At 74.5% G+C, this 21,660-nt stretch carries 22 protein-coding genes and 1 pseudogene; 9 read left to right on the top strand and 14 right to left on the bottom strand.

Translation table 11 applies throughout. The features are described from left to right. Window positions 1–67: 67 nt before the first annotated feature. The 3 genes from AC07DA_RS28530 to AC07DA_RS28540 are packed head-to-tail and all read right to left on the bottom strand — an operon-like array spanning window position 68 to window position 1,418. A complete protein-coding gene (locus AC07DA_RS28530; RefSeq protein ID WP_479131080.1) occupies window positions 68–427 on the bottom strand; it encodes a tetratricopeptide repeat protein in 360 nt (119 codons plus the stop codon). Window positions 428–477: 50 nt separating this feature from the next. Beyond that, window positions 478–939: a MarR family transcriptional regulator gene (locus AC07DA_RS28535; protein WP_479131081.1), complete on the bottom strand. Its 462-nt coding sequence runs from the start codon at window positions 937–939 to the stop codon at window positions 478–480. After that, entirely contained in the window at window positions 936–1,418 is a 483-nt protein-coding gene (locus tag AC07DA_RS28540) for a MarR family winged helix-turn-helix transcriptional regulator (protein ID WP_479131082.1), read from the bottom strand. The genes AC07DA_RS28535 and AC07DA_RS28540 overlap by 4 nt, the downstream gene beginning before the upstream one ends. A 134-nt stretch (window positions 1,419–1,552) precedes the next feature. Between AC07DA_RS28540 and AC07DA_RS28545 the strand changes: the two genes are divergently transcribed. After that, complete coding sequence (locus AC07DA_RS28545; protein WP_479131083.1) at window positions 1,553–2,518, top strand: pirin family protein; 966 nt, start codon at window positions 1,553–1,555, stop codon at window positions 2,516–2,518. A 138-nt stretch (window positions 2,519–2,656) separates the two neighbouring features. Here the strand turns inward: AC07DA_RS28545 and AC07DA_RS28550 are convergent, their stop codons facing one another. Then, window positions 2,657–3,823 carry an NAD(P)/FAD-dependent oxidoreductase gene (locus AC07DA_RS28550; protein WP_479131084.1) on the bottom strand — a complete coding sequence of 389 codons (1,167 nt, stop codon included), beginning with the start codon at window positions 3,821–3,823 and terminating at the stop codon, window positions 2,657–2,659. Window positions 3,824–3,949: 126 nt separating this feature from the next. Here AC07DA_RS28550 and AC07DA_RS28555 point away from each other — a divergent pair, with 126 nt between their 5' ends. From AC07DA_RS28555 to AC07DA_RS28585, 7 genes are all read left to right on the top strand, one after another. Then, entirely contained in the window at window positions 3,950–4,750 is an 801-nt protein-coding gene (locus AC07DA_RS28555; protein WP_479131085.1) for an endonuclease/exonuclease/phosphatase family protein, read from the top strand. Window positions 4,751–5,021: 271 nt separating this feature from the next. Beyond that, window positions 5,022–5,330: a hypothetical protein gene (locus AC07DA_RS28560; protein WP_479131086.1), complete on the top strand. Its 309-nt coding sequence runs from the start codon at window positions 5,022–5,024 to the stop codon at window positions 5,328–5,330. Between the two features lie 222 nt (window positions 5,331–5,552). Then, window positions 5,553–5,642 carry a K(+)-transporting ATPase subunit F gene (gene kdpF, locus AC07DA_RS28565; protein WP_009326374.1) on the top strand — a complete coding sequence of 30 codons (90 nt, stop codon included), beginning with the start codon at window positions 5,553–5,555 and terminating at the stop codon, window positions 5,640–5,642. Further along, the gene (kdpA, locus tag AC07DA_RS28570) at window positions 5,643–7,307 is read left to right on the top strand and encodes a potassium-transporting ATPase subunit KdpA (protein WP_479131087.1); all 1,665 of its coding nucleotides are present in this window, start codon (window positions 5,643–5,645) and stop codon (window positions 7,305–7,307) included. Beyond that, window positions 7,304–9,412 carry a potassium-transporting ATPase subunit KdpB gene (gene kdpB, locus AC07DA_RS28575; protein ID WP_479131088.1) on the top strand — a complete coding sequence of 703 codons (2,109 nt, stop codon included), beginning with the start codon at window positions 7,304–7,306 and terminating at the stop codon, window positions 9,410–9,412. Before kdpA ends, kdpB begins: the two co-directional genes overlap by 4 nt. Window positions 9,413–9,417: 5 nt before the next feature. Further along, complete coding sequence (locus tag AC07DA_RS28580; RefSeq protein WP_479131089.1) at window positions 9,418–10,053, top strand: potassium-transporting ATPase subunit C; 636 nt, start codon at window positions 9,418–9,420, stop codon at window positions 10,051–10,053. A gap of 123 nt (window positions 10,054–10,176) precedes the next feature. After that, window positions 10,177–10,782 carry a hypothetical protein gene (locus tag AC07DA_RS28585; protein WP_479131090.1) on the top strand — a complete coding sequence of 202 codons (606 nt, stop codon included), beginning with the start codon at window positions 10,177–10,179 and terminating at the stop codon, window positions 10,780–10,782. Between the two features lie 414 nt (window positions 10,783–11,196). Here the strand turns inward: AC07DA_RS28585 and AC07DA_RS28590 are convergent, their stop codons facing one another. The 10 genes from AC07DA_RS28590 to AC07DA_RS28635 all read right to left on the bottom strand — a co-directional run bounded on the left by AC07DA_RS28590 (window position 11,197) and on the right by AC07DA_RS28635 (window position 20,997). Beyond that, entirely contained in the window at window positions 11,197–11,505 is a 309-nt protein-coding gene (locus AC07DA_RS28590) for a hypothetical protein (RefSeq protein WP_479131091.1), read from the bottom strand. 5 nt (window positions 11,506–11,510) lie between these two features. Beyond that, window positions 11,511–11,924: an SRPBCC family protein gene (locus AC07DA_RS28595; protein WP_479131092.1), complete on the bottom strand. Its 414-nt coding sequence runs from the start codon at window positions 11,922–11,924 to the stop codon at window positions 11,511–11,513. 162 nt (window positions 11,925–12,086) lie between these two features. Then, window positions 12,087–13,679 (bottom strand): AMP-binding protein, encoded by a 1,593-nt coding sequence (locus tag AC07DA_RS28600; RefSeq protein WP_479131093.1) that lies wholly within the window; start codon window positions 13,677–13,679, stop codon window positions 12,087–12,089. Continuing rightward, window positions 13,676–14,614, bottom strand: a complete 939-nt coding sequence (locus AC07DA_RS28605; protein ID WP_479131094.1) for an alpha/beta fold hydrolase — start codon at window positions 14,612–14,614, stop codon at window positions 13,676–13,678. Before AC07DA_RS28605 ends, AC07DA_RS28600 begins: the two co-directional genes overlap by 4 nt. Before the next feature lie 17 nt (window positions 14,615–14,631). Then, complete coding sequence (locus AC07DA_RS28610; protein ID WP_479131095.1) at window positions 14,632–14,913, bottom strand: hypothetical protein; 282 nt, start codon at window positions 14,911–14,913, stop codon at window positions 14,632–14,634. Window positions 14,914–15,086: 173 nt separating this feature from the next. Then, window positions 15,087–16,901 carry an ABC transporter ATP-binding protein gene (locus tag AC07DA_RS28615; RefSeq protein ID WP_479131096.1) on the bottom strand — a complete coding sequence of 605 codons (1,815 nt, stop codon included), beginning with the start codon at window positions 16,899–16,901 and terminating at the stop codon, window positions 15,087–15,089. Between the two features lie 890 nt (window positions 16,902–17,791). Continuing rightward, on the bottom strand, window positions 17,792–18,121 hold the full coding sequence (locus AC07DA_RS28620; RefSeq protein ID WP_479131097.1) for an STAS domain-containing protein: 330 nt from the start codon (window positions 18,119–18,121) through the stop codon (window positions 17,792–17,794). Beyond that, the gene (locus tag AC07DA_RS28625) at window positions 18,118–19,479 is read right to left on the bottom strand and encodes a SpoIIE family protein phosphatase (RefSeq protein WP_479131098.1); all 1,362 of its coding nucleotides are present in this window, start codon (window positions 19,477–19,479) and stop codon (window positions 18,118–18,120) included. Before AC07DA_RS28625 ends, AC07DA_RS28620 begins: the two co-directional genes overlap by 4 nt. Then, entirely contained in the window at window positions 19,479–20,282 is an 804-nt protein-coding gene (locus AC07DA_RS28630) for an alpha/beta fold hydrolase (RefSeq protein ID WP_479131104.1), read from the bottom strand. Before AC07DA_RS28630 ends, AC07DA_RS28625 begins: the two co-directional genes overlap by 1 nt. 58 nt (window positions 20,283–20,340) lie before the next feature. Continuing rightward, window positions 20,341–20,997: a maleylpyruvate isomerase N-terminal domain-containing protein gene (locus AC07DA_RS28635; protein WP_479131099.1), complete on the bottom strand. Its 657-nt coding sequence runs from the start codon at window positions 20,995–20,997 to the stop codon at window positions 20,341–20,343. Between the two features lie 165 nt (window positions 20,998–21,162). Between AC07DA_RS28635 and AC07DA_RS28640 the strand changes: the two are divergent. Then, window positions 21,163–21,660 (top strand): annotated as a pseudogene (locus tag AC07DA_RS28640) (amidinotransferase); the annotation flags it as partial.

Consider the following 21,660-nt stretch of genomic DNA (forward strand, 5'->3'; position numbering starts at 1 on the left):
CCGGGAACGCGCGGGTGCCCGGCTCCCCTCCCGGAGCCGGGCACCCGCCGCCGCGTGCCACGCCCGCTCAGCGGTCCCCGAAATCCCCCGCGAGCGCGGCGGCGACCCGCAGGTGCGCGTCGGCCTCGTCGTGCCGGCTCTGCCGCTGGAGCGTACGGCCGAGCATCAGCCGGGCGTAGTGCTCCACCGGGTCCCGCTCGACGATCGTCCGCAACTCGGCCTCGGCCCGGCGCAGTTGGGCCGAGTGGTAGTAGGAGCGCGCCAGCAGCAGCCGCGGCCCGGTCTGCTCGGGCACCTCCTCGACCAGCCCGGCCAGCACGCGCGCGGCGGCGGCGTAGTCCTGGGCGTCGAAGAACAGCTGCGCGCGCTCCCAGCGCTCCGCCGGGGTCCCGTGGTCGTAGTAGGTGGGCTCGAGGGTCGTGTTCACTGGTGACCTCCTTCGCGCCCGTCAACCCCGCCTGTTGGTTGAATATTCCACTACATGCCTGGGTGGCCGGACAGGGCGGCGAGCTCGGCGTTCGCCCGCTCGGTGATCAGCCCGAGGACCCGGCCGGCGACGGCCAGGTCCTCCGCCGGAATGCCGTCGTAGACGCGGGCGGTGAGGGGCGCGGTCTCGCCGGAGGCCGTGGCGTACAGCTCCCGCCCGGTGTCCGTGATCCGCACGTCCGAGACCCCTTCCGGGGCCAGCAGGTGTGCGGCGATCAGCTCGTCGATCACGCCGTGCGCCTGTGCGGGGCCGGTCTTGAGCGCGCCGGTGACGCCGTCGGCGAGCCGGTCGCGTTCGAGCGGGCCGTCGGCGACGGCGGCGAGCCGGAGGGTGACGGACTGCTGGAAGGTGACGCCGTGCCGGGCCAGCACGGTCTCCAGGATCGCGCGCCCGGCGTAGTGGGCCAGGGCGATGACGCGGGGGTTCAGCAAGGGGGCGGTGGTGGTGGTCATGGCTGCTCCGTCTCGTGCGCGTCGAAGGGGTCGAGAGGTGTGTCGAGCAGGGCCGTCAGATCGCGGGTGAACTCCCTGGTGCGCGCGCTGTCGAGGCCGCCGAGGGGGGCCAGGAGCTGGCCGAGCAGCCCCTGCACGACGCCGATCGCCCGCCGGGTCACCTCGCGGCCCCGCTCGGTGAGCGCGAGCTGCACCGCGCGCGGGTCGCGCGGGTCGCGGGTGCGCTCCAGGAGTCCGGCGCTCTCCAGTGCGCGGGCGAGCTTCGACACGTAGAGCGGTTCGAGCCCGGTGTGGTCGGCGAGGCGGCGCTGGCTCGGACGCTCACCGGCGCGCTGCATGCCGTGCAGGGAGGCGACGAGCGAGTACTGCGCGTGGGTCAGTCCCAGCGGGGCGACCGCACGGTCGACGGCCACCCGCCACTTCATCGACAGCCGCCACACCAGGAAGCCCGGCGTCGCGCCTTCGGTACCTGTGCTCATGGCGAAACAGTACATGGCTACTATGTACATGGCTACTGTTTTCGGGGCGCTGTCGGTCTCCGGGCGCGGGGTGTCACGGCACGGCCGGGCGACGCGACTGACGCGGAGGCGTCCGCCCGACTAGGTTGTGCGCCATGAGCAATCTCGAGCGGGACGCGGTTCCCGCCGTGTGCGGGGGCCGGGGCTTCGTGGTGGCGGAGCCGGTCCGTGAACTCCTCAGCCCCCGGCAGGTCCGGCTCGGCGAGTCGGGCGAGGTGCGCCGGCTGCTGCCCAACCTGGGGCGCCGGATGGTCGGCGCCTGGTGCTTCGTCGACCACTACGGCCCCGACGACATCGCCGACGAACCGGGCATGCAGGTGCCCCCGCACCCCCACATGGGCCTGCAGACGGTGAGCTGGCTGCACCAGGGCGAGGTGCTGCACCGCGACTCCACCGGCAGCCTCCAGACGATCCGGCCCCGCGAGCTGGGCCTGATGACGTCGGGCCGGGCGATCAGCCACTCCGAGGAGAGCCCCCGTTCGCACGCCCGCTTCCTGCACGGCGCGCAGCTGTGGGTGGCCCTGCCGGACAGCCACCGTCACACCGAGCCGCGTTTCGAGCACCACGCCGACCTGCCGCTCGTGCGGGGGCCCGGTCTCACGGCCACGGTGATCCTCGGCACCCTGGACGGCGCCGCCTCGCCGGGCACGGCCTACACCCCGATCGTCGGCGCCGACCTCGCCCTGGCCCGGGGCGCCGACGTACGGCTGCCCCTGGAGCCCGACTTCGAGTACGCGGTGCTCGCCATGTCCGGCGAGGCGCACGTCGACGGCGTCCCGGTGCTGCCCGGCTCGATGCTCTACCTCGGCTGCGGCCGCCGTGAGTTGCCGCTGCGGGCGGAGTCGGACGCGGGCCTGATGCTCCTGGGCGGCGAGCCGTTCGGCGAGGAACTGGTCATGTTCTGGAACTGGATCGGGCGGTCGCAGGAGGAGATCGAGCAGGCACGGCGGGACTGGACGGAGGGGACGCGCTTCGGGGAGGTGAAGGGGTACGACGGCGATCCGCTGGCTGCTCCGGAACTTCCGGCGGCGCCACTGAAACGGCGGGGAAGGGTGCGCTGACCCGCGTCGGGAAACCGGCCGGCCCGGCCCCGCGGTCGGCGGACGGCGACCTCGTTCCCGCCCGGGGCCGCGCGGAGCCGGCGCGTGGGGCTCCCGGGACGTGGGCGCGGGCGTCCGGTCGGCCGGGGACGGGCCGGGTCACTGGTCGCCCAGCGCGGTGGCCCGCTGGTCCACCTCCACGTCGCGGCGCGGCAGGCCGAGGAACCGGGTGGGCCGGAACGGCCGCAGCAGGTCCTGTTCCTCCCCGGTCGTGATCTCGGCCGCGGCCAGCCGCCCCAGGAGCGGGGCCAGCGTGATCCCGCTGTGTGAGACGAGGCAGTAGACACGGGACCGGGCGGAGGCGGGACCGGCGACGGTGTGGCCGTCCGCGGGCAGGGAGCGGAAGCCGATCCGCAGGTCGATCCTGGGCGCCGGGCCCACCTCGGGCAGCAGGGCGCGCAGCCGGGCGGCGAGGGTGGCCGCGACGTCCCCGTCCGGGGAGGGAGGGGCCGCCGGATCGACTCCCGCGTTCAGGTCGAGGGCCTGGATCACGGTCTGCCCGCCGGCCGCGGGGCGGAGGTTCAGGCCAGGGCTGTGGATCACGCAGCGGGTGCTGAGCCGCGGTGACCGGACGTATCCGAGCAGGCCCACCGTCTGCGATCCGCGGGCGGTGCCCGTCACCATGGGGACGTCGATCCCGGCCCGTGCGGCCAGCCGCTCCGTCCAGCGGCCCGCCGCCAGGACGACCCGGTCGCCCCGGACGGTCTCGCCTCCGGCCAGGGTGACGGACACTCCGCCCGGCCCGTCGTCGATGCCCACCACCTCGCCCGGCGCGCACCGCGCGCCGTGCCGCTCGGCGTCCGACAGCAGGTTCGCCAGGAACAGGTCGGGCAGCACGTTCCCCTCGCCGGGGAAGTGCGCGACGGCCGGGACGGCCACCGGGATCCGCGGCCCGCCCGCGATCCGCCCCGCCTCCTCCCGGGTGACCCACCGCGCGGGGTAGCCGAGGGACCGCAGCCGTTCGACGTTGCGCGCGAGCCGCCGCTCGCTCGCGTCGTCCGCCCAGTGCAGGGCCCCGCTCGGGACGTACGACCGCGCACCCGGCAGCCGCCCGGCGAGCCTGGCGTGCTCCTCCATCCCGGCCACGTTCAGCCCGTGGTAGGCCACGTCGTGCTTCCGGTTGGAGTTGACCCAGGCGAACGTCGTCCCGCTCGTGCCGGTGCCGGCGCCCCGCCGGTCCAGCAGCAGAACCTCCGCGCCGGCGACGGAGAGGTGCCTCGCGGCACTCACTCCGAGCACACCGGCGCCGATGACGACGACCTTCATGGCCTGTCTCCTTTCGTCGATCTTGCCGTTCCCGGCGTGCACCGCCGCCGCGGAGGTCACTATGGGAGGACCAGTGGGAGGAGGCTCGTGGTGCTCGGAAGGTGCGCGCGGTGGCTCGTGGGCGTCATGACCGTTGTCGGCATGGTGCTCGTCGGCCCCAGTGCGCCGAGCGGTGCCCTGCTCGGCGCGTCGCTGCCCGTCGGAGCCGTCAAGGACGTTGTACCGAACCGGGTCATGACGTGGAACATCTGCAACCCGTGCGACGCGGGCGACGTCGACCGGGCCGCGGAGATCGCCGCGTACGCTCCGCAGGTCATCGGCATGCAGGAGGCGTGTGTCCGGGACGTCGAGAGCATCCGGGAACACCTGAGGAACCTGCACGGGCTGGTCTACCACGTCGAGTACGGCACGGTGCTGCGCAAGTGGGGCCGGTGCGGGGGAGCGCCGTGGAGCCCGGGCGCCTTCGGCCAGGCGATCCTGTCCGCGGCACCCATGACCGACGCCGTCAGCGTGGAGTACCCGGACGGCGGTTCGGAGGACCGCGGCTACATGGCCGTCACCACCACCGTGGGCGGTGAACCCGTCCGGGTCTTCAACACCCACCTCGCCCAGCGCAGCCAGGAGGCGGTCCGGGCGGAACAGGTGCGCGTCCTGGCCGCGGCCGCCGCCCGGCACGAACGCGCCGTCCTCATCGGGGACTTCAACGCCGTGCCGGACGCTCCCGAACTCACCCCGATGCAGCAACTGGCGGTCGAGGCGGACTCCCGGTGCCGCCCCGCGTCCACCGGCGACTGCGAGCCGACCACCGACTGGCAGCTGCGGTTCGACTACGTCTTCCTGCGCGGTGTCACCGCCGTCGGCCACCGGGTGCAGCCGAGCCCGCACTCGGACCACCACATGGTCTACGCGGACCTGGACACCAGGTAGCGGAAGGCTCAGGGCCGTTCGGCCGTCGGCCCGCGCCGCGTGCGCCTCGATCCGGGCGCGCACCGCCGCCGCGGTGGGCTCCGCGTGGTCGCGCACCATCGTCAGGTCGCCGCCGGGGAGGTCCATGACGGCGTGTGCAAGACGGCGTGTGCCGGCGGCCGGGACGTGCGCCGGCCGTCCGCGGCGGCGGACGCGGCCACCGCCGCCGCGGCGCGGGCCGGGGCCGACAGCCGGTCCCGGCCGCTGTCGCGGACCGGGGTTCGGGCACCCCGTGCGCGCGGCCCGCGGCAGCCGTGAGGCCGGCAGCGCCGGGGGCGCGGTGACCAGCAGCTGCGTCGCCGCCACCGGCCGTCCCGGCGCGGCGGCCCTCCGTAAACAGCGCGGACGGCGTGGAGGAGGGCCGCTGTTCGGCCGCCGTCTCCTGCGGGGCGGCGGACGGGCCCGCCGGCTGGCCGCCCGCCCCGCCTTCGGCTCCCGGAGCGACCCGGGCGGCATCGCCCGCAGGCACCACGCCCACTGCCGGGGCCGGGAAGCGGCCGGCGCGGCGGTCCCGATCGTGGACTGGGCCGGGTACACCTGACGGAACGGGCCAGGTCCGTCAGAGGCGCGTCAAGGTCGCGGGCGCGGGCGTAAGAGAGACGTCAACGGGTGATCACATCCGGTCGGTGAGGCGTTTTGCTGCGTGCGTCCGTTGTTCCGCACCTCACCTCCAGGAGTCAGCGATGGCCGATCCGGCCTTCGTCATCACCGTGCTCGCGGGTTTCGCGCTGGTGGCTCTCGTCGCCAAGGGGGTGACGAAGCTGTGACCGCCGAGAACGTCGTCGGCCTGGTCGTGGCCGTCGCCCTGCTGGGCTATCTCGTCCTCGCCCTGATCTTCCCGGAGAGGTTCTAGATGGGCCCCGTCCTCGCCGGCGTGCTCCAGCTGCTGGCCCTCGTCGGCGCCCTGGCGCTGCTCCACGTCCCCGCCGGCACCTACATGGCCCGGGTCTACTCCGGCGGGCGGCACCTGCGGGCGGAGCGGTGGATCTACCGGGCCGTCGGCGCCGACCCCGACGCCGGAATGACCTGGTCCGCCTATCTGCGCGGTGTCCTCGCCTTCTCGGCCGTCGGCGTGCTGTTCCTCTACCTGCTCATGCGGCTCCAGGGGCACCTGCCGGGCTCGCTCGGCTTCGCGCCGGTCGACCCGGCGCAGTCGTTCAACACGGCCGTGTCGTTCGTGACGAACACCAACTGGCAGTCGTACTCCGGCGAGCAGACGATGGGGCACGTCGTGCAGACCGCCGGTCTCGCCGTGCAGAACTTCCTGTCCGCGGCCGTCGGCATGGCCGTCGCCGTGGCCCTCGTCCGGGGCTTCGCCCGGTCCCGCACCGACGACCTGGGCAACTTCTGGGCCGACCTGGTGCGCGGCACGGTGCGGATCCTCGTCCCGGCCGCGGCGGCCGCCGCCGTCGTCCTGGTGGCGTGCGGCGTGATCCAGAACTTCTCCGGCATCCACGGGGTCGGGCAGTTCACGGGCGGCTCGCAGCAGTGGAACGGCGGCGCGGTCGCCTCCCAGGAGGCCATCAAGGAACTCGGCACCAACGGCGGCGGCTATTTCAACGCCAACTCCGCCCACCCGTTCGAGAACCCCACGCCCTTCACCAACCTCTTCGAGATCCTCCTGATCCTGATCATCCCGTTCTCGCTGCCCCGCGCCTTCGGCCTCATGGTCGGCTCGCTCCGGCAGGGGTACGCGATCCTCGCCGCGATGTTCACCATCTGGCTGGGGTTCGCCGCCCTGATGATGTGGACGGAGTTCAGCCACCACGGCCCGGCGCTGCAGGCCGCCGGCGGAGCGATGGAGGGCAAGGAGGTCCGCTTCGGCATCGGCTCGTCCTCGCTCTTCGCGGTGTCGACCACGCTCACCTCGACCGGGGCGGTGGACTCCTTCCACTCCTCCTTCACCGGCCTGGGCGGCGGACTCACCCTGCTGTCGATGATGCTCGGCGAGATCGCACCGGGCGGCACCGGCTCCGGCCTCTACGGCATGCTCGTGCTGGCCGTCATCGCGGTGTTCATCGCCGGTCTGATGGTGGGGCGGACGCCCGAGTACCTGGGCAAGAAGATCGGCGCCCGGGAGATGAAGCTCGCCGCCGGCTACCTCCTCGTCACCCCGGCCCTGGTGCTCGTGGGCACCGCGGCCTCGCTGGCGCTGCCGACCCCCGCGCACTCCATGCTGAACCCGGGTGCGCACGGCTTCTCCGAGGTGCTGTACGCCTTCACCTCCGCCGCCAACAACAACGGCTCGGCCTTCGCCGGGCTGAACGCGAACACCGACTGGTTCAACACCACGACCGCACTCGCCATGCTGCTCGGCCGGTTCCTGCCCATGGTCTTCGTGCTGGCGCTGGCCGGCTCGCTCGCCGGGCAGCGCCCGGTCCCGGTCACCGCGGGCACCCTGCGCACCGAGAAGCCGCTGTTCACCGGCCTGCTGGTGGGCGCCGTCCTGATCATCACCGGTCTGACCTACTTCCCCGCCCTGGCCCTGGGCCCGCTCGCGGAGGGGCTGGCGTCATGACCACCCGTACCGAACCCCACGAGGACGCCATGTCCACTCCCACCCTGGTGCCCCACCAGGACGTGCCGGCGGAGCAGCGCGCCCCCGGACACCGCGTCGGCGCGGGCCTGTTCGAGCCCGCCCGGTTGCTCGGCTCCCTGCCCGAAGCCGTCCGCAAGCTGGACCCACGGGTGATGGTCAAGTCGCCCGTGATGTTCGTGGTGTGGACCGGGTCCGTGCTGACCACGGCCTTCTCCTTTGCCGATCCGGGCGACTGGTTCGGCTGGACCGTCAGCGCCTGGCTGTGGCTGACGGTGCTCTTCGCCAACCTGGCCGAAGCGGTCGCCGAAGGCCGCGGCAAGGCCCAGGCCGAGACCCTGCGCAAGGCGAAGTCCGGCAGCGTGGCCCGCAAGGTGGACGGCACGGTCGTCCCCGGCACCGAGCTGACGGTCGGCGACCTGGTCGTCTGCGAGGCCGGCGACACCATCCCCGGCGACGGTGACGTCGTCGAGGGCGTCGCGTCGGTCGACGAGTCGGCCATCACCGGAGAGTCCGCCCCGGTCATCCGCGAGTCCGGGGGCGACCGTTCGGCCGTCACCGGAGGCACCCGGGTGCTGTCCGACCGGATCGTCGTCCGGATCACCACCAGACCGGGCGAGACCTTCATCGACCGGATGATCGGCCTCGTCGAAGGAGCCGCCCGGCAGAGGACGCCCAACGAGATCGCGCTGAACATCCTGCTCGCCTCGCTGACCATCGTCTTCCTGCTCGCCTGCGCCACCCTGCCGCCCTTCGCGGCCCACGCCGGCACGCGTGTGACCCTGGTCGTGCTGGTCGCGCTGCTGGTGTGCCTCATCCCGACCACGATCGGCGCGCTGCTGCCGGCCATCGGCATCGCGGGCATGGACCGGCTGGTGCAGCGCAACGTGCTCGCCATGTCCGGGCGGGCGGTCGAGGCCGCGGGCGACGTGTCGACGCTGCTGCTGGACAAGACCGGCACCATCACCCTCGGCAACCGGCAGGCCGCCGCGTTCGTGCCGGTGCGCGGCGTCACCGAGGCCGAACTGGCCGAGGCGGCCCAGCTGTCGTCGCTGGCCGACGAGACGCCCGAGGGCCGGTCCGTCGTCACCCTGGCCGAGCGGCGGCACGGCCTGCGCCCGCGCGAGCTCGCCGGGGCCCGGTGGATCGCCTTCACCGCGCAGACCCGCATGTCGGGCGTGGACGTCGACGGCCGCACCGTCCGCAAGGGCGCCGCGGCCTCGGTCGTCGCCTGGGTACGGGACCGGGGCGGCGCGGTCCCCGAGGACGCCGACGGCATCGCCGACCGGATCTCCGCGTCGGGCGGCACCCCGCTCCTGGTCGCCGCCGAGGACGCCGACGGCATCCGGGTGCTCGGCGCCGTGCACCTGAAGGACGTCGTCAAGGACGGGATGCGCGAGCGGTTCGCGCAGCTGCGCCGCATGGGCATCAGGACCGTCATGATCACGGGTGACAACCCCCTGACGGCCCGGGCGATCGCCGAGGAGGCCGGCGTCGACGACTTCCTCGCCGAGGCCACTCCCGAGGACAAGATGGCCCTCATCAGGCGCGAACAGGCGGGCGGCAAGCTGGTCGCGATGACCGGCGACGGCACCAACGACGCCCCCGCCCTCGCGCAGGCGGACGTCGGTGTCGCGATGAACACCGGGACGTCGGCCGCCAAGGAGGCCGGCAACATGGTCGACCTCGACTCCGACCCGACCAAGCTCATCGAGATCGTCGAGATCGGCAAACAACTGCTCATCACGCGGGGCGCGTTGACGACGTTCTCCCTCGCCAACGACGTCGCCAAGTACTTCGCGATCATCCCGGCGCTGTTCGCCGCGGTCTACCCGGGCCTGGGCGACCTCAACATCATGCGGCTCTCCTCGCCCGACTCCGCGATCCTGTCGGCCGTCGTCTTCAACGCCCTGGTCATCGTCGCGCTCGTACCCCTGGCGCTGCGGGGCGTGCGGTACCGGCCGATGAGCGCCGACCGGCTGCTGCGCCGCAACCTCACGGTCTACGGCGTCGGCGGCCTGATCGCCCCCTTCGCCGGCATCAAGCTCATCGACCTGCTCCTGTCGCTCATACCCGGGATCGGCTGACCGCCATGAACAACTCCCTCACGAACACCGCCCGGTTGCTCGGGGCGGGCCTGCGCGCCCTCCTCGTCCTGACCCTGGTGACCGGCGTGGTCTACCCGCTGGCCGTCACCGGCATCGCCCAGGGGCTGTTCCCCGACCGGGCGAACGGCTCCGAGATCAGGGCGGACGGCAGGGTCGTCGGCTCGTCCCTCATCGGGCAACAGGGCTACGGCCGTGACTACTTCCAGCCCCGCCCGGCCAACGGCCTCGGGCAGAACACCCTCAACACCCGCTACCGGCTCATCGTCTCCGGGGCCACCAATCTGTCCGCCGACAGCGGGGTGCTCCTGCGGCAGGTCGAGGACGCCAAGGCCCGGGTGGTCCGCGAGAACTCCGTACCCGGCTACACCGTGCGGCCCTCCCAGGTCCCCGCCGACGCCGTCACCTCGTCCGGCTCCGGCCTCGACCCGGACATCTCCCCGGCCTACGCCGCCCTCCAGGTCCACCGGGTCGCACAGCGCAACGGCCTCCCGGTCGGCCGGGTGGAGCGACTGGTGGCGGCCCACACGCGGGGCCGCACCCTGGGCTTCATGGGCGAGCCCCGGGTCAACGTCCTCGAACTGAACGTCGCCCTGCGGGAGTTGGTCGCGCGGAAGGCGTGAGGGCGCCTTCGGCCGGACCGCCCGCCTACCGCACGCCACACGCGACGTCATGAGTACGCGTACTCGACCACGCCCGCGCGACGACCGATCCGGGCGGCCCGGCCGCGATGAGAGGGTGACCGCATGTCCACCTCGACGGCCCCGCGCCGTGCCCCGCGCACCACCGTCCTGGCCCTCGCCGGGGCCCTGGCCCTCACCGGATGCGGTGAGCCGGGCGCCTCGCAGGCGCAGCGCGGGGCCGCCCCGGGCGCGTCCGGCGGATCGCCCTCGCCCACCGCCCTGGGGGCCTCGCCGTACGTGGAACCCGGGGCCGGCGACGGCGCCCCGCACCACGGCGAGAACAACGCCCACCGCCGGCCGGGCGAGATGTCCCCCGGGCACGCGCGCGACGCCGAGCGGGAGGCGGACCGGATCAGGCCGGTGCTGGAGCGGCTGTGGAAGCGGAAGAGGTGGGACCCGGCCACCGTGAAGGCGGCCCTGCTCCGGCTCGGTTACGAGGAGGAGCGGGTCGGCGCGGACGGCACGCGGCTCGACGGCACCCTCACGGTGACGCAGATGCCCTCGCGCTACGAGAACGGCCGTGACGTGACGCCCGAGGGGGCGCGCGTCGCGCTGCGCGTGCACGACGACGCCTGCGTCACGGCGTTCGTGCAGCCGTCGAACGTCGACGCGCGGACAGGCGGCCCGTACCCGGAGACCGGCTGCTTCGAGCCGCCCGTCGGGCACTGAACTCCCGCCCGCGCCTCACCCGTCCGTACGCGCCGGGCAGGCCGGGCCCGGGGGAGGGGCGGCCGCCACGATGAGAGGCGGGACCGGGACCGACGTGACCGGGGCCGGGGGACCGGGGCGGACGGAACCGGGGCCCTCCAGGCGGGCACCTCCGCAGCCGTCAACGGGAGCGACCGGTCCTCGCGGCACCCGGCTCCCGTGTCAGCCGCGACCGACCCGCGGCGCGTCGGGGTGAACCCGGACCTCCGGTACCCCGTCGCGCGGTCGCGGAGCGCACGGCGCGCGGGCGGGTGCGGGCGACCTGCCGGGCGTGGCACGGCGACGGCCGCGTCTCGCCGATCGATCCCCTACCTGTCCGCCGCCCCGCCGTCTGCGGGCCCGGCGGGCCCTGCGACGGCCGGTGGAGGCCGCCGCTCACGGCCGGGGATTGGTGCGGTGCCAGCGGGGCCGGGCGTCGAGACCGCGGCGACCGGCCACCGAGGCGCACCGCGGGCACTGGCGCCGCACCCGGTCCGCGGCGCCGCCGGACTCCGGGAAGGTGTCCGGCCAGCCCACATGAGGGAAGCGCAGGAGCCGGGACCGGCTCAGGGACAACCCGCAGACGGTCTCGTTCCGGCCCGGCTCCCAGGCGTGCACCTCCCCGGAGGGCAGGCGGCGGCGGCCCTCCTCCTCGTCGGTCCACTGTCCGGACGCCGCGACGGCGTACTGCTTGGTCCGCGCCACGGCGATCAGCCCGCCGCCCGGTCGCTGCCCGGCCGCACCTGTTCCTCCAGGCGGCGCAGGCTGGTGTCGAGGGCGTCGCCGACCGCCTCCTCGCCCGGGTCGTGGCCGGCGTCGAAGAACGACAGGTGCAGCGTCACCTCACTGGCCCCGCTGCCGATGCCCGCGACCTGCAGCCAGCCCGCGTAACCGCCCTGCTCACGCGTGCCCCATTCGAGCCGCATCTGCTCGGGCCGGGCCCGCAGCAGGGCGGCGGTGTCCTCGTCGGTGCGGTCCTCGTGCACGGTGACGGCCGGCAGCTCACCGGGCTCCACGTGCAGGGCGTCCGGCAGCCAGGACTCCAGCCGGCCCACGTCCGCGGCCCGGTCGAAGACCTGCTCGGGCGGTGCGGGCATGGTGCGGGAACGTTCGTACTCGGTCATCGCGGCACCCTCGGCTCGGGGACGTACAGCGCACCGCGTTCCCGGCCCGCACGGTCCTAACCGCGTGGTCCGTCCGCGGACGTCCACGCCGGCGGCCCAGACGACCCGGTGACCCGACGACCCGGGACCCGGAGCCGCGGAGACCCGCGCCGGCCGGGACCCTCAGCGCCGTCCCCCCTCCTCGGCCCGGGCGGCGAGCCGCGCCCGGTCGGTCCTGGAGTGGTGGCGGATGTCGGTGGGGAAGCGGGGGTGGAACAGCACGGTGCCGATACGGCGGGCGTGCGGGTGGTCGCGCAGGACCGTGCGCAGGGTGCTCACCACCACGTCCTTGCGCGCGCCCCGCTCGGGCTCGACGCAGAGCACCGGCCGCTGCCGTCCGGCGGGCCCGACGCCCACCAGGGCGGTGCGGCGGACCCCGGCGGCGGTGTCGGCCGTGGCCTCGATGTCCTCCGTGGTGAGGGTGAAGTCCTCACCGGTGACGAGGTGGGCCTTGCGGCCCAGGTACCACAGGCGGCCCTCGTCGTCGAGGCGCCCCAGGTCGCCGGTGCGGTACCAGAGCGTGCCGTCGGCCTCGGTCCGGGTGGCGCCCGTGGCCTCGGGACGGGCGTGGTAGCCGGGGCTGACCACGGGCCCGGCGACCGCGATCTCGCCCAGACCGGTGGCGTCGGCGTCCAGCACGCGTGCCTCGACGCCGGGCAGGGGCCGGCCCAGACAGGTGCCCGCGTGGCCCGGCGGCGGCTGGATCCGCAGCGTGCGCAGCTGCTCCGCGTCGATGGCGGCGACGGGCAGGCACTCCGTGGCGCCGTAGACCTGAAGGATCTCCGCCCCGGCGGGCAGGGCCTTCGCCAGGGCCTCGGCGAGGCGCGGGCGCAGCGGCCCGCCGAAGGACAGCACACGGCGCACCGAGGGCAGCGTCAGGCCGTGGCGCGCGCAGTGGCCGGCGATCAGACCGAGGACCGCCGGCGAACCGAGCAGGACGGTCGCCCGGTGGTGCAGCAGGGGCCCCACGAGATGTCCCGGCGGCGTGCGCGCCGGGGCCAGGTGGTCGACCTGCGGGGCGACGGTGGTCACGCCGAGCAGGGGGCCCAGGGCGGCGAACGGCAGGAAGCAGGAGAGCAGGACGTCGTCCGCCTCCGTCCGCAGGACGGCGTCCAGGGCGGTGAGCTGCCCGGCGAGGGTGGCGTGGGCGTACTCCACGCCCATGGGCCGCCCGGAGGAGCCGGACGTGAAGGCGATCATCGCCAGGTCCTCGGGCCGGGGCTCCGGCACGCGCGGGCCCGCACCGGTGCCGTCCGGCACGGCGGACGGCAGATGCTGCCCGAGGAGGTGCGCCTGCCCGGGGAAGCCGCGGCCGGTGACCAGCGCCGTACGGACGTGGCCGCGCCCCCAGCCCAGTGCGCGGCGCGCCACGTGCGCCAGCGGCTCCCCGATGAACACGCCGGGGGCGATCTCGTCCAGGCAGCGCCGCACCTCGGCGCGCGGCTCGATCAGCACCGGGACGGCGCCGAGCGAGGTCAACGCGTAGACGCAGGCGACGAGTTGGTAGGCGTCCCGGGTCATCACCACGGCCTTGTCGCCGGACCGCACCCCGGCCGCCCGCAGCGCGTCGGCGATACGGCGGCAGCCGTCCAGCAGCTGGGCCGCGGTCACGTCCTCGGCGGAGAGCGGGCCGCTGCAGCGGACGATGACGGTGGAGTGCGGGTGCTCGCCCAGGCGGGCCAGGCGGGAGGAGACGGTGTCGGGTGCGGCGGTCATCGCTGTCCTCGCAGGGGTTCGGGGAGCAGGAAGTCGCGGATGCGGAGGCCGAGTTCGTCCCCGGCGTCGTCCATGACCAGGTGGCCGGCGCGCGGGAAGCGGTGGACGACGGCGTGCGGGTGGCGGCGGGTCCACTCGGCGAGGACCTGCGGCGTGAACACCGGGTCGCGCATGCCCCAGCCGATGAGCATCGGCAGCCGGGCGAGCTCGTCGGTGCCGTCGGGCGACGCGAACAGCCGCCAGACCGGGTCGGCTGGGCCCCGCGGGATGGCGCGCAGGAACTCCGTGATCGCCCGGCGGTTGCCGCGGCGGGCGTGCGGCAGGAGGTAGGCGCGCCGCTCGGCGGGGCCGAGCCGGTGGGTGGCGCCGAGGCGGACCGTGGCCCGGGCGAAGGCGTTGGTGGCGTGGACGGCGGCGGCCACCGGCCGGTTGTCCCGGATCCAGCGCAGGCGCAACGGCAGCCGATAGCCCTCGGGCCACGGGAAAGCGATGGTGTTGAGGACCACCAGACGGGAGACCACCTCCGGATTGCGCAGCAGCCAGGCGATGCCGATCGGGCCGCCCCAGTCGTGCACGACGAACGTCCAGCCCGTCGGCGCGACACCCGCGTCGCGGACCACGTGGCGGTAGAGGGCGTCCAGGTGGTCCAGGTGGTACAGGTGGCGGTCCGCCGGGTCGGCGGGGGGCGCCAGGTGCCCGGACAGGCCGAGCCCCGGCAGGTCCGGGGCCAGGCACCGGGCGTGCGGGACCAGCGTGGGCAGCAGCCTGCGCCAGGCGTAGCTCCAGGTCGGGTTGCCGTGCAGGAACAGCAGCGGCCGGCCCGTGCCCACGTCGAGGTAGTGCTGGCCGGTCGACGGCACGAGCCGCCAGTGCTCGCGCGCCGGGTAGCCGGGCAGCAGCTCCTGCAGGACGGAGACGCGCGTGGCGTCGGACATGCGCCGGTGCCCGGCCGTCACCGGGGCACCGGGACCGGCTCGCAGCCCATGCCGTATGCCCGGCCGAGCACCGCGATGGCGCCGTCTGCCCGGCCGAGCACCGCGACGGTGCCGCCGGGCTCGGCGCGGTCGCTCACCCGCGCCTCGACCGGTTGCGGGGGCGAGAGGGCCGCGGCGCGGTCGCCGTGGACGCGGGGTCCGAGGGCAGGGGTCCCGGCACGGATCTCCTCCCTGGTGCGGCAGTGGGGCCGCCGGTGGACGACGGCGGGTGTCAAGCGGGCACGCGGGGCTTCGGGCACCGCGCCACCGTAACGGCCGGTCACGCACCGTGACGCGGAGTTCACTCGTGTGGCGGTCCGGTGTCACGCCCCCGGGTGAAACCGGTTCGCCCCGCCCGGCCGGAGCTGCCGTGGCGCAGGCCACCGCGGAGGCCCGGGGCCGTCCCCCGCAGCGGGGAGACGGCCCGCCCGCCCTACACCACCTCCGCCTGGTCGGCCGTGTCGTCGAGGAAGCCGCCCGACTGGTGCTGCCACAGCTTCGCGTACGCGCCGTCGAGCGCCAGCAGCTCCTGGTGGCTGCCCTGCTCGACGATCCGGCCCCGGTCGAGGACGACGAGCTGGTCCATGGTCGCGACCGTGCTCAGCCGGTGCGCCACCACCAGCGCGGTCCGCCCCTCCATGAGCCGCCACAGCGCCTCCTGGACCAAAAGTTCGCTCTCGGAGTCCAGGGCGCTGGTCGCCTCGTCGAGCAGCAGGATCGGCGCGTCGCGCAGGATCGCCCGGGCCAGGGCGACGCGCTGGCGCTGCCCGCCGGACAGCTTCACGCCCCGCTCGCCCACCATGGTGTCGAAGCCGTCCGGCAGCGCGTCGGCGAACTCCGTGACGTGCGCCGCCTGCGCCGCCCGGCGGATCTCCTCGTCGCTCGCCTCCGGCCGGGCGAAGGCGATGTTGTCCCGCAGGGTGCGGTGGAACATCGCCGGGTCCTGCGGCACGTAGGCGAGCTGGGACCGCAGGTCGGCCTGGCGCAGCCGGCTGATGTCCTGCCCGCCGATCAGGATGCGCCCGCCGTCGATGTCCGTCATCCGCAACAGCAGCCGGGTGAGCGTGGTCTTGCCGCCGCCCGACCGGCCTACGAGCCCCAGCTTCGACCCGCTCGGCACGTCCAGGTCGAGTCCGTCGAACAGCGGGCGGCCGCCCCGGTGGGCGAAGGTCACCTTCTCGAAGCGGACGTCGGCGGCCCGGGGCCGCAGCGGCTCCGGCTCCGGCGGGTCGAGCACGGTCGGCGGCGTCAGCAGCAGCTCGGTGAACTGCGCGGCCTCCGTCATCGAGGACTCCAGCCGGCGGTAGATCTGGTTGAAGTCGAACATGATCCGGGTCGCGTTGGTGTAGTAGGTGAAGGCGACCACGATCGCCTCCACGCCGTGCGCGCCCCCGGCGAGCGTCACCGCGAGCAGCAGGCCCACCGCGTTGGTCACCACGGACATCGGCGCGACCAGCGTGTCGATGCGCAGGTTGCCGTAGTCCCACGAGCGCAGGGTGAGCCGGCGCGACGCGGCGACCCGACGGCGGTGCTCGGCGGCCTCACGCTCCTCGGCGGCGAAGGCCCGCACGGTGTCCATGTTCATCAGGCTGTCGGCGACATGGCCCGACACCCGGGCGATCGCCTCCTCGCGCTCGTCGACGAGCCGCTGCCGCCGGCGGATGAGCGGCACCACCAGCACCGCCGTCAGCGCGATCATCACCAGCAGGCCGACGACGAGCAGCGGCTCGTAGCGCCACAGCACCACCGCCCCGAACGTCAGCGGCACGAAGCTGCCCACGATCTGGAAGGTCAGCGTGTCCACGAACGGCTCGAAGCGGGAGGCGAAGCTGAGGACCCGCTTGGTCAGCGAGCCGGCGAAGTTGTCGTGGAAGAACGCGGCGTCCTTGGCGAACAGCTCGTCCATCCCGATCACGTACAGATGCTCGATGCCCAGGGCGTCGAGCCGGTTGAGGCAGTGCAGCGCGACCCGCCACAGCGCCTCCGCGAACAGCAGCACACCGGCGAAGCCGAGCACGTACGGCAGCGTCGAGGCGACCGTGACGTGCTCCTCGCCGGCGAGGTCGCCGACCAGCTTGGCGACGATCAGCGGCGCGATGTAGTAGAGGCCGATGTTGCCCAGCGCCGAGAGCGACATGGCGGGAGCCGTCCAGCGGCGCAGCCGGGACAGCTCCCTCCCGTAGTACCGAAGTGCCAGAAGGACCGAGCGTTTGCCCGGCTGAACCCTGCGTGATCCAGGCGTTTCCATCCCACCCCTGTGTCGTCCTGCGGCCGCCCCTCCCGCGCGCGTGCGGGCAGGGGCCGTCGCCGCAACGGATGTGTGGAGTTCCGGGTCGAGTCCGGAAGTCTCCCGCGACCGCGACCGCGCAGTCCAAGCGTTTTCCGGCCGGGCGGTGGTGTGCGGGGAGCGCCAAGAGGCGCGGCGGGCGGACTCGGGGGGCGGAGGCGGTCTCCCGCGCGCGGTGGGGGAGGGGGCCGCGGGCGGGCCGAAGGGCGGGGTGGCGGACGTCGCGACGGTCCGCGGCGACCTCGACCCCGCGGGGCCCGTGCCGGACCCCCTCTTCTCCTTCTCCTCGGTGCGGCAGGAGCTCGTCCGCGCGGTCCGCGGCCGGGGCACCTGGCCACAGCCGGCGCGCGCCCGACAGGCGGCGGAGCGGTGGCTGCGCGAGTCCGGGGGCCGGCAGGCGGCGGGGGTGGCGGCGCGCGCCCGGCCGGCAGGCCCGCGCGCGGTGCCGCCCGGCCGCGCCGACCGGGGAGAGCGGCCGCGCGAGCCTGCGCGCCCCCGCGGGCCAGGGCACCGGCGTGCGCGTCGCCGGGGCCCTCGCCGACCAGGGCACCGGCGTGCCCGCGCCGGGACCGTCCTGGCCCCCCGCGCCCGCACGGTGGACCCGGGCCCCGTCCCGGCCGGCTCCGTGTACGCGCTCCGCGAGGCCGCCCGGGGCAGCGCCGTCGACCTCGAGGCCTTCCTGGAGGGCGAGCACCCACGCCTCGACGCCGACGGTCGCAGAGTCCCGCGCGCTTGCCGCTACTGACACGGACTCCCGCTTCCAGACCGGCGTGCGCGCCGGCGAGCTGGGCCTCGGCGGCCGGCTGAACGAAGGGGCCGGTTCGTCCCTCAGCGCGGCCCGGCGCCTGCTCTCACAGCGTCGCGCCGTCCGGGCGCAGGGTGAAGACCCGGTCCAGGCCGACGAGGGTGAAGACCCGCATCAGGTGCGCCGGTACGGCGGCCAGCACGATGTCGGCCCCGGCGGCCAGGGCGTGCTGGCGGGCGGCGAGCAGGGCCGTGATGCCGGAGGAGTCGCAGAAGTCGAGTCCGGACAGGTCCACCACCAGGCACTGCCCGGACTCCAGCGAGAGCTGGTCGATGCGGCCGCGCAGTGCGGGGGCCCGGTCGAAGTCGAGGTCGCCGGCCACCCGAAGGACGGGGCCGGCCGCGGTGGAGCGGAGATCGATGGTCAGCGGGTTCATGGCAGGCGGCCCGTCGCGGGGCGGATCACGGGTGCGGGGGAGGCACACGGGGCGGGGGAGGGGACGCCCAGCGCGAGCAGGGCCGTGTCGTCGTCCAGCCCGTCACCGAAGCCCTCCAGCAGCCCGGTCAGCGCGGTGATCACCTCGCCGGGGGCGGCGGGCGCGTGGCCGGCGCCGAAGGCGAGCAGGGCGTCCTCCCCGTACCGGTCGTCGCGGCCGGGCCCGCTGCGGGCCTCGGTGAGACCGTCGGTGTACAGCACGAGGGTGTCACCGGGCTCCAGGACGGTCCGTGCGGTGCCGATCGGCGCGTCGGTCAGCACGCCGACGAGCATGCCGCCCGGGGTCGGCAGGTACTCGGCGCGGCCGTCCGACCGCAGGACGAGAGCCGGCGGGTGCCCGCCGGAGGCCAGGCGCACGACCGCGGGACCGTGCTCGCCCGCGGGCTCGACGACACCCACGATGCAGGTGCAGTAGCGGGGGTTGCCGTCCCCCGTGTACCGCTCGTGCAGCACGGCGTTGAGCGTGGCCAGGGCCGCGGCCGGATCCGGGTCGTGGTGGGCGGCGGCCCGGAGGGTGTAGCGCGTCAGCGAGGTGAGCGAGGCGGCCTCGGGTCCCTTGCCGCACACGTCGCCGAGGAAGAACGCCCAGCGGTCGCCGGCCACCGGGAACAGGTCGTAGAAGTCGCCGCCGAGCCGGTCGGGCGAGGCCGTGTGGTAGTGGACGGCCGTCTCCAGGCCGGGCACGTCGGGCAGCGAGTCGGGTACGAGGGACCGCTGCAGGACGGCGAGCGCCGCCGCCAGCCGGGCCCGGTCGGACTCGGCCTGCCGCCGCGCCGCCTCCGCCTCGGCGCGGGCCCGCTCCGCCTCCGCGCGGGCCCGCTCGGCCTCCTGGCGGCGGCGCAGCAGCTCCTCCTCGTAGGCGCGCCGGTCGGAGGCGTCGAAGACGGTGATGCGGATCAGCAGCGGGTCGCCCTCGGTGCCGTACTTGACCACGGCGGAGACCAGCACCGGCAGCCGGCCGCCGCCCTGGCGGCGCAGCTCCAGGGCGATGCCGCGCAGCTCGCCCTGCATGCGCAGCAGCGGCGCGAAGTGCGTCTCGTGGTAGAGCCGGCCGCCGACCGTGAGCAGGTCCGTGAAGCGCTTGCGCCCCACCACGGCCTCGCGTTCCAGGCCGAGCCAGTCCAGCAGCGTCGCGTTGATCTTGGCGATGGTGCCGTCCATCAGCGTGGACAGGTAGCCGCACGGCGCGGACTCGTAGAGGTCTTCGGCGCTGTCCTCCAGCAGGGCGGTGAACACCGCGTCCGTGCTCGCCCCGTCCCCGGCCTCCGCGGGCTCCGGTACGCCGCCCGTGCGGCACATCACTTGACGGACTCCAGGAAGTCGAGGATCGCCTCGGCGGTGGCCTCGGGTGCGCTCAGCTGCGGGCAGTGGCCCGTGGCGTCCAGCGTGACCAGGCGGGAGGACGGGATCGCCGTGTGGACGTACGCGCCGACCTCGCGGGGCGCGATGGCGTCCTGCTCGCATTCCAGCACCAGGGTCGGCACCCGGACGTCCTGGAGGTCCTCGCGGCTGTCGGTCAGGAAGGTCGTACGGGCGAAGACCCGGGCGATGTCCGGATCGGTCGCGCAGAAGCTGTTGGTCAGTTCCCGGCCCAGCTCCGGGCGGTCCGGATTGCCCATGATCACCGGGGCCATCGCGGACGACCAGCCCAGGTAGTTCGCCTCCAGGGAGGCCAGCAGCTCCTCGATGTCCTCCGCGCTGAAGCCGCCGCGGTAGTCCCCGCTGTCGATGTAGCAGGGCGAGGGCGTCACCATCACCAGGGCCCCGATCCGCTCCGGCGCGGCCTGCGCCGCGAGCACGCCCACCATGGCGCTGACCGAGTGCCCCACGAAGACCGCCTGCCGCAGGTCGAGTTCCTCGCAGACGTCGACGACGTCGCGCGCGTAGCCGTGCAGCGAGGAGTAGCGCTCCTCGCTCCAGGCCGTCAGGTCCGACTTGCCGGAGCCGACGTAGTCGAACAGCACCACGCGGTAGCGCTCCGCCAGCACCGGCACCACCAGGCGCCACATGTTCTGGTCACAGCCGAAGCCGTGTGCCAGGAGCAGCACCGGGGCGTCGTCGGGACCGGTGACGTTCACGTTGTTCCTGCGGCGGATGTCCATGGCGACCATGCTCCCACCTCGGCCGCGGCGGTTCGACGGCGGGCCTGCGACGGGCTCCTCAGCCGAGGTACAACGGGAGCCGGTCGGCCAGGTCGCCCAGCACGGCCCGCTCCGCCCCGGTCGGCGCCCGCCTGCCCGTGCCGATCAGCAGCGCGTCCACGTCCCCCAGGGACGCGGGGAACGGGCTGCCCGCGATCCGCTCCAGCAGCTCGCGGGACCGGGCGAGCGTCGCCTTCGGGGGCTGCTCCGGACCGGGGAGGTGGGCGATCAGGTCCAGGTGGTGCAGCGTCCACTCCAGCACGTACACCGAGAGGTAGTCGGCCACCGTGAGCACTTCGTCGCGGGTGCCGACCCGGCCGGCCGGGTCGGCGAGCAGCGCGGCACGGCCGGCGGCGGAGCCCACGTCGTCCAGGTGGAACCGGAGCAGGTGCGGCTCCCCGTACGCCGCGGCCAGCCGGACGGTCAGCGCGTCGAGCGGGTCCTCACCGGTCGGAGGGGTGCCGGAGACCTCCCAGTAGGTCACCGCGTCCCGGGTCGGCTCCCGCTCGGACGGGGTGGCGAGCGTGATCAGGACGTCCTGCGCGTCGATGACCAGATGGCACACCAGGTCCCGCACCAGCCAGCCCGCACAGCCGGACGGCCGCGCGAAGTCCTCGTCGGACAGGTCGGCGACGGCGGCACGCAGCGCCGTCCAGGAGGCCGAGAAGAGATCCACCTCGGCAACGTAGTGAAGTGCCCGAAAGATGGGCAACCGTTATTCCACGGGCGCCCGCGCGCGGGCGTGGAAGCCGCGACGGCCGACGGCACGGGTCGGCGGCCGTCGCGCGCCGCGTTCCGGCGCGGCGCGCCACCGAGGCATGCGACCAGAAGAGGGGTGAGCATGGCGGTCACACACAGTCCCGCAACAGCCACCGCCGCCGGCGAGGCCGCGCAGCACCCCGCGCCGGCCGGACCGGGCGCGGAGCACCTCACCCAGCCGGTCAACTCGCACACCGAGTGGGACCCGCTGGAGGAGATCATCGTGGGTCGTCTGGAGGGGGCGACGATCCCGTCCGACCACGAGGTGGTCACCTGCAACGTGCCGCCCTGGGCCGGGCGCCTGCAGGGGCTCGCCGCGGGGTTCCGCTATCCGCGGCTGCTGGTGGAGAAGGCGCAGCAGGAGATCGACGCCTTCGTCGCCCTGCTGGAGTCACTGGACGTCACCGTGCGCCGCCCCGACGCGGTCGACCACCGGCGCCGCTTCGCCACACCCGACTGGTCCTCGCGCGGCTTCTGCAACACCTGCCCGCGCGACAGCATGCTGGTCATCGGCGACGAGATCATCGAGACACCGATGGCATGGCCCTGCCGGTACTTCGAGACGCACTCCTACCGGCCC

The sequence above is a fragment of the Streptomyces sp. NPDC044921 genome, assembly GCF_056432865.1.